The organism is Streptomyces sp. (assembly GCF_035644915.1).
Taxonomy (GTDB): domain Bacteria; phylum Actinomycetota; class Actinomycetes; order Streptomycetales; family Streptomycetaceae; genus Streptomyces.
Genome location: NZ_DASQNP010000232.1, coordinates 26,132 through 33,889 on the forward strand (window position 1 = coordinate 26,132; position 7,758 = coordinate 33,889).

The 7,758-nt window shown below is 71.7% G+C and carries 6 protein-coding genes; 4 read left to right on the forward strand and 2 right to left on the reverse strand.

All coding sequences use genetic code 11. The features are described 5' to 3' along the window. Positions 1–50: 50 nt before the first annotated feature. The 4 genes from VE546_RS24870 to VE546_RS24885 all read left to right on the forward strand — a co-directional run bounded on the left by VE546_RS24870 (position 51) and on the right by VE546_RS24885 (position 6,218). Positions 51–3,869, forward strand: a complete 3,819-nt coding sequence (locus VE546_RS24870) for a multifunctional oxoglutarate decarboxylase/oxoglutarate dehydrogenase thiamine pyrophosphate-binding subunit/dihydrolipoyllysine-residue succinyltransferase subunit (protein WP_324926094.1) — start codon at positions 51–53, stop codon at positions 3,867–3,869. Between the two features lie 92 nt (positions 3,870–3,961). Then, positions 3,962–4,138, forward strand: coding sequence for a DUF6104 family protein (locus tag VE546_RS24875; RefSeq protein WP_324926096.1), 177 nt, complete (start codon positions 3,962–3,964; stop codon positions 4,136–4,138). Between the two features lie 156 nt (positions 4,139–4,294). Further along, the gene (locus VE546_RS24880) at positions 4,295–5,197 is read left to right on the forward strand and encodes a DUF4097 family beta strand repeat-containing protein (protein ID WP_324926097.1); all 903 of its coding nucleotides are present in this window, start codon (positions 4,295–4,297) and stop codon (positions 5,195–5,197) included. Position 5,198: 1 nt separating this feature from the next. Then, positions 5,199–6,218: a PadR family transcriptional regulator gene (locus tag VE546_RS24885; protein WP_324926098.1), complete on the forward strand. Its 1,020-nt coding sequence runs from the start codon at positions 5,199–5,201 to the stop codon at positions 6,216–6,218. A gap of 87 nt (positions 6,219–6,305) precedes the next feature. Here VE546_RS24885 and VE546_RS24890 read toward each other — a convergent pair whose 3' ends face one another. Both VE546_RS24890 and VE546_RS24895 read right to left on the reverse strand, forming a co-directional pair. Continuing rightward, positions 6,306–7,268 carry a zinc-binding dehydrogenase gene (locus tag VE546_RS24890; protein WP_324926100.1) on the reverse strand — a complete coding sequence of 321 codons (963 nt, stop codon included), beginning with the start codon at positions 7,266–7,268 and terminating at the stop codon, positions 6,306–6,308. A gap of 159 nt (positions 7,269–7,427) precedes the next feature. Continuing rightward, positions 7,428–7,758: amino acid ABC transporter ATP-binding protein (locus VE546_RS24895; protein WP_324926102.1), on the reverse strand; the 331-nt coding region annotated here is incomplete at its 5' end.

The window sequence follows — 7,758 nt, forward strand, 5'->3', positions numbered from 1 at the left end:
TATTTCTGCTGTCCACCCACACAGGTAAGCGGAAGAGGGCGGTTGCCGCCGTGTCGCCACAGGCCCCCAAGACTTCGAGCGTCTCGACCGAGCAGGACGGGCAGGGGAAGAGTCCCTCCGCCGGTTTCGGCCCCAACGAGTGGCTCGTCGACGAGATCTACCAGCAGTACCTCCAGGACCCGAACTCGGTAGACCGGGCCTGGTGGGACTTCTTCGCCGACTACAAGCCGGGGCAGGCCGCGGGAGGAGCCGCGGCCCCCACCGCGTCGAAGCCGACGGCCGAGACCCAGGCCCCTCGGACACCCCAGACCACCCAGGCTCCCCAGACCCCGCCGCAGCCGCAGCAGGCGCAGCAGTCCGCGCCGCCCGCCACGAAGCCGGCCCCGGCCCCGGCGCCCGCGGCGAAGCCCGCCGCCGAGCCGGCCGCGAAGCCCGCCGCCAAGGGCGAGCCGGCCGGCAAGGCCGCCCAGGCCCCCAAGGCCGGGCCGGAGGCGGAGGCCGGGGCGGAGTACGTGCCGCTGCGCGGCCCGGCCGCCGCGGTCGCCCGGAACATGAACGCCTCGCTGGAGCTGCCCACCGCCACGTCGGTGCGCGCGGTCCCGGTGAAGCTGCTCATCGACAACCGCATCGTCATCAACAACCACCTCAAGCGCGCCCGCGGCGGCAAGGTGTCCTTCACGCACCTGATCGGCTACGCCATGGTGAAGGCGCTCAAGGCGATGCCGTCGATGAACTACTCGTACGCCGAGAAGGACGGCAAGCCGACCCTCGTCAAGCCGGAGCACGTCAACCTCGGCCTGGCCATCGACCTGGTGAAGCCCAACGGCGACCGCCAGCTCGTCGTGGCCGCCATCAAGAAGGCCGAGACGCTCACCTTCTTCGAGTTCTGGCAGGCCTACGAGGACATCGTCCGCCGGGCCCGCGCGGGCAAGCTGACGATGGAGGACTTCACCGGCGTCACCGCGTCGCTGACCAACCCCGGCGGCATCGGCACCGTCCACTCGGTGCCGCGCCTGATGCCCGGCCAGGGCGTGATCCTGGGCGTCGGCGCGATGGAGTACCCGGCCGAGTTCCAGGGCACCTCGCAGGACACCCTGAACAAGCTGGGCATCTCCAAGGTCATGACGCTCACCAGCACCTATGACCACCGGGTGATCCAGGGTGCCGCCTCCGGCGAGTTCCTGCGGATCATCCACCAGCTGCTGCTGGGCGAGGACGGCTTCTACGACGAGATCTTCGAGGCGCTGCGCATCCCCTACGAGCCGGTCCGCTGGCTCAAGGACATCGACACCAGCCACGACGACGACGTCACCAAGGCCGCCCGCGTCTTCGACCTGATCCACTCCTACCGGGTCCGCGGCCACGTCATGGCCGACACCGACCCGCTGGAGTACAAGCAGCGCAAGCACCCCGACCTCGACATCACCGAGCACGGGCTCACCCTGTGGGACCTGGAGCGCGAGTTCGCGGTCGGCGGCTTCGCCGGCAAGTCGGTGATGAAGCTGCGCGACATCCTGGGCGTGCTGCGCGACTCGTACTGCCGCACCACCGGCATCGAGTACATGCACATCCAGGACCCCAAGCAGCGCAAGTGGATCCAGGACCGCGTCGAGCGCCCGCACTCCTCGCCGGCGCGTGACGAGCAGCTTCGCATCCTGCGCCGGCTGAACGCCGCCGAGGCGTTCGAGGTCTTCCTGCAGACCAAGTACGTCGGCCAGAAGCGGTTCTCGCTGGAGGGCGGCGAGTCCGTCATCCCGCTGCTGGACGCCGTGCTGGACGCCGCCGCCGAGGCGCGGCTGGACGAGGTCGTCATCGGCATGGCCCACCGCGGCCGGCTCAACGTGCTGGCCAACATCGTGGGCAAGTCCTACGCCCAGATCTTCCGCGAGTTCGAGGGCAACCTCGACCCGAAGTCGATGCACGGCTCCGGCGACGTGAAGTACCACCTGGGCGCCGAGGGCACCTTCACCGGGCTGGACGGCGAGAAGATCAAGGTCTCGCTCACCGCCAACCCCTCCCACCTGGAGGCCGTGGACCCGGTGCTGGAGGGCGTGGCCCGCGCCAAGCAGGACGTCATCGGCAAGGGCGGCACCGACTTCACCGTCCTGCCGGTCCTGCTGCACGGCGACGCGGCCTTCGCGGGCCAGGGCGTGGTGGCCGAGACCCTCAACATGTCGCAGCTCCGCGGCTACCGCACCGGCGGCACCGTCCACGTGGTCATCAACAACCAGGTCGGGTTCACCGCCCCGCCGGAGTCGGCCCGCTCGTCGATGTACTGCACCGACGTGGCGCGGATGATCGAGGCGCCGATCTTCCACGTCAACGGCGACGACCCGGAGGCCTGCGTCCGCGTGGCGCGGCTGGCCTTCGAGTTCCGCCAGGCGTTCAACAAGGACGTGGTGATCGACCTCATCTGCTACCGCCGCCGCGGGCACAACGAGGCCGACAACCCGCACTTCACCCAGCCGCTGATGTACAACCTGATCGACAAGAAGCGCTCGGTGCGCAAGCTCTACACCGAGTCGCTGATCGGCCGGGGCGACATCACCCTGGAGGAGGCCGAGCAGGCGCTCCAGGACTTCCAGGGGCAGCTGGAGAAGGTCTTCACCGAGGTCCGCGACGCCACCTCCTCCCCGGTGCCGGCCGAGGTCCCGGCCCCGCAGCCGGAGTTCCCGGTGGCGGTCGACACCGGTGTCAGCGAGGAGGTCCTCAAGCGGATCGCCGAGTCCCAGGTCAACATCCCCGAGCGGATCACCGTCCACCCCCGCCTGCTGCCGCAGCTCCAGCGCCGCGCGGCGATGGTCGAGGAGGACAAGATCGACTGGGCGATGGGCGAGACCCTGGCCATCGGCTCGCTGCTGATGGAGGGCACCCCCGTCCGGCTGGCCGGCCAGGACTCCCGCCGCGGCACCTTCGGCCAGCGCCACGCCGTGCTGGTGGACCGGGAGACCGGCGAGGACTACACCCCGCTGCTGTACCTGTCGGAGGACCAGGCCCGCTTCAACGTCTACGACTCGCTGCTGAGCGAGTACGCGGCGATGGGCTTCGAGTACGGCTACTCCCTGGCCCGTCCCGAGGCGCTGGTGATGTGGGAGGCGCAGTTCGGCGACTTCGCCAACGGCGCCCAGACGGTGATCGACGAGTTCATCTCCTCGGCCGAGCAGAAGTGGGGCCAGACCTCCGGTGTGACCCTGCTGCTGCCGCACGGCTACGAGGGCCAGGGCCCGGACCACTCCTCGGCCCGGATCGAGCGCTTCCTCCAGTTGTGCGCGCAGGACAGCATGACGGTCGCGATGCCGACCCTGCCGTCGAACTACTTCCACCTGCTGCGCTGGCAGGTCCACAACCCGCACCACAAGCCGCTGATCGTCTTCACCCCGAAGTCGATGCTCCGGCTCAAGGCGGCGACCTCCAAGGCGTCGGAGTTCACCACCGGCGGCTTCCGGCCGGTCATCGGTGACACCTCGGTCGACCCGGAGCAGGTCAGCAAGGTGGTCTTCTGCTCCGGCAAGATCTACTACGACCTCGACGCGGAGCGCAGGAAGCGGGGCGTGACCGACACCGCGATCATCCGGCTGGAGCGGCTCTACCCGCTGCCCGGCAAGGAGATCCAGACGGAGATGGCGCGCTACAGCGGTGCCACGAAGATCGTCTGGGCCCAGGAGGAGCCGGCGAACCAGGGTGCCTGGCCGTTCATCGCGCTCAACCTGGTGGACCACCTCGACCTGTTCATCGGGGCGGGGAAGGCGCCGAGCGCGGACCGGCTGCGCCGGGTCTCGCGCCCGTCCTCCTCGTCCCCGGCGGTGGGCTCGGCCAAGCGCCACCAGGCCGAGCAGCAGCAGCTCATCAGCGAGGTCTTCGACCTCTGAGGGCGGCGGCCGCCGTCCGCAGGCCCCGTGGGGTCCGCGCCGTCTCCGCGACGGTGCGGGCCCCACGCCCGTACCACCGACCAGGAGCATCCATGTACTTCACCGACCGCGGCATCGAGGAGCTGGCGCAGCGGCGCGGCGAGGAGGAGATCACCTTCGACTGGCTCGCCGAGCAGCTCCGGACCTTCGTCGACCTCAATCCGGACTTCGAGGTGCCCGTCGAGCGGCTCGCCACCTGGCTGGCGCGGCTGGACGACGAGGACGACTGACGACTGACGGCCGACGCCCGGTGCCACCGCCTCGCCCCCTCTCCCCGCCCGGCGGGGTGCGGGGGCGAGGTCGCTTCTTGACTTCCCCCTCCCGCGATATATCGTGTCCATCAAGAGACGCGATATGTCGTCGTACGCCGAAACAGGGAGGCCGTCGTGCCAGGCCGGTCGGAGTGGTCCGTGGGGGAGCCGCGCAGGCTCGCCCTCGACGGGACCGTTCACACAGTGCGGGTGCGCGTCGTGGGCGGCGCGGTCAACGTCGTCGGCACCGACGACCCGACCGCCCGGCTGGAGGTGGGGGCCATCGAAGGCCCCCCGCTGACCGTCGTCCTGGAGGACGGCACGCTCACGGTCGCGTACGACGACCTGCCCTGGAAGGGCTTCCTCGGCCTGCTCGACCGCAAGGGATGGCAGCGCGACGCCGACGTGTCGCTCGCCGTGCCCGCCGGGACCAGGGTCGAGGTCGGGGTCGTCGGGGCCGACGCGGTCGTCACCGGCATCCAGGGGCGCACGAGCGTCCGCGGGATCAGCGGCGGTGTCACCCTGGTGGGCCTGACCGGCGACGTGCGGGCCGAGACGGTCTCCGGCGGCGTCGAGGCGCAGGGGGTGACCGGCGACCTGCGGTTCAACTCCGTCTCCGGCGATCTGACGGTCATCGACGGCGGAGGCTCGTCGGTGAGGGCCGACTCGGTCAGCGGCGACATGGTGGTGGACCTCGACCTGGGGCGGACGGCGCGGCCCACGGACGTCCGGCTCAACTCCGTCTCGGGCGAGATCGCCGTCCGGCTGCCGCACCCGGCCGACGCCGTGGTCGACGCCAGCACCGCCGGCGGCAGCGTCTCCTGCGCCTTCGAGGACCTGCGGGTCTCCGGGCAGTGGGGGGCCAAGCAGATCACGGGCACCCTCGGGGCGGGCAACGGACGGCTGCGGGCCACCACCGTCTCCGGCTCGATCGCCCTGCTGCGCCGCCCGCCGGTGGACGGCGAGGAGCCCGACGCCCCCGGCCCTCCCGACGACACGGTCCCGCCGGCCGAGCCCTCCCTCCGTAAGGACGTGTGACATGCCCCCCGTCTTCGCCCACGGCCGACTGCGCCTGTACCTGCTGAAGCTGCTCGCCGAGGCACCGCGCCACGGCTACGAGGTGATCCGGTTGCTGGAGGAGCGCTTCCAGGGGCTGTACGCGCCCTCCGCCGGCACGGTCTACCCGCGGCTGGCCAAGCTGGAGGCCGAGGGCCTGGTCAGCCACACCACCGAGGGCGGCCGCAAGGTCTACTCCCTCACCCCCGCGGGCCGCACCGAACTCGCCGACCGGCAGGACGAGCTGGCCGAGCTGGAGGAGGAGATCCACGAGTCGCTGGCGGCCCTGGCCGCCGACATCCGCGAGGACGTCAGGGGCGCGGCCGGCGACCTGCGCCGCGAGGTGCGCGAGGCCGCGCGGCAGAACCGCAGCGCCGGGAACGGGGAGGGGAACGGGGAGGAGCCCGCCCCCGGCTGGGAGGCCGCCTGGAAGACCGCCTGGGAGGGCCCCTGGGCGGACCAGGAGGCGCTGCGGGCGGTGAAGGAGGAGATGCGCAGGGCCAGGGAGCAGTGGAAGGAGCAGGCCCACCGCGCCCGGCAGGAGGCCCAGCAGGCCAGGGTCCAGGCGCGCAAGGCCCGCCAGGCGCGGGACGCGGCCCGGGAGGAGGTCCAGCGGATGGCCCGCCGGCTCCAGGAGCAGGCGCAGGAGGTGCAGGCGCGGGCCCAGCAGGGCGACTGGCAGGGCGCGGTGCGCCTGGGCATGGCGGAGCTGGCCCGGCAGATGGGCAGTCTGGGCCGGATCACCGGCCACACCACACCCTGGCCGCCGTACGCCGAGCCCGATCCGGCCGGCGTGCCGACGCCGGAGTGGGCCGAGGAGAGCGCCTCCTCCGGTGATCCGCGGCGCGACCTGGAGAGGCTGCTGGACCGGTTCCGCGACGACGTGCGGGACGCGGCCCGCGACCACGGGATCAGTGAGGAGCAACTGGGCGAGGCCCGCCGCCACCTGTCCACGGCGGCGGCCCACATCGTCGCCCTGCTGCGCTCCCGGCGGCCGGAGTAGTTCCCCCGGGAACGGAGTGTCCCCCTTCGCCGGCCCCTTCGCCCTGCGCACCGCCGCGCGGGGATCCCGGCCGGGACCGTCAAGGCGTCAGACCGTCAGGACGACCTTGCCGAACAGGTCGCCCGCCGCCATCTTCTCGAAGCCCTCGCGGGCCCGGTCCAGCGGCAGGACGGAGTCGATCACCGGGCGGACGCCCTTGGCCGCGCAGAAGCTCAGCAGCGAGGCCAGCTCCTCCTTGGAGCCCATCGTGGAGCCGACGACCTTCAGCTCCAGGAAGAAGATCCGGTTCAGCTCGGTGGCGGGCGGGTTCGGTCCGCTGGTCGCCCCCGAGATGACCAGCGTGCCGCCGGGCTTGAGGGACTTCACCGAGTGGGACCAGGTGGCGGCGCCCACCGTCTCGATCACCGCGTCCACCCGGTGCGGCAGCCGCGCGCCGCTGGGGAAGGCGGCCTCGGCGCCCAGTTCCTCGGCGCGCTTGCGCTTGGTCTCGTCGCGGCTGGTGGCGAAGACCCGCAGGCCCGCCGCGGCACCCAGCACGATGGCCGCCGTGGCGACGCCGCCACCGGCGCCCTGGACCAGGACCGAGTCGCCGGGCCGTACACCGGCGTTGGTGAACAGCATCCGGTACGCCGTCAGCCACGCCGTCGGCAGGCAGGCAGCCTCCTCGAAGGAGAGCTCCTTCGGCTTGGGCAGGACGTTCCACTGGGGTACGGCGACCCGCTCGGCGAACGTGCCCTGGTACTTCTCGGTCAGGATCGACGGCCTCTCGCGCGGCCCGACACCGTGGCCGGTCGCGCCGACGACGGAGTGCACCACGACCTCGTTGCCGTCGGCGTCCACCCCGGCCGCGTCGCAGCCGAGGATCATCGGCAGCAGCTCCTCGTCCAGGCCGACCCCGCGCAGGGACCACAGGTCGTGGTGGTTGAGCGACGCCGCCTTGACGTCGATGGTCGTCCACCCGGGCGGAACGTCCGGCTCCGGACGTTCGCCCAGTTCGAGTCCGTTCAGCGGCTGATCGCGGTCGATACGCGCGGCATAGGCAGCAAACATGATCCGACCCTAGGACGAGCGGGGGTCGCGGCGGAACCGGGCGCCGGTGTGACGCACGCCGCTGGACGGCGGGCCGGCGGGCGGGAAAGCCGAAGGCGGTACGGATCCCGGGCCGGGATCCGTACCGCCTCGTCACCCCGGAAGGGGCTCGGGGACCGCTCAGAGGACCTTCGACAGGAACGCCTTGGTCCGCTCGTGCTGCGGGTTGGTCAGCACCTCGCGCGGGTGGCCGGCCTCGACGACCACGCCGTCGTCCATGAAGACCAGCGAGTCGCCGACCTCCCGGGCGAAGCCCATCTCGTGGGTGACGACGATCATCGTCATGCCGTCCTCGGCCAGGTCGCGCATGACGTCCAGCACCTCGCCGACCAGCTCCGGGTCGAGCGCCGAGGTGGGCTCGTCGAACAGCATCAGCTTGGGCTCCATGGCCAGCGCCCGGGCGATGGCCACCCGCTGCTGCTGGCCGCCGGAGAGCTGGGAGGGGTAGTGG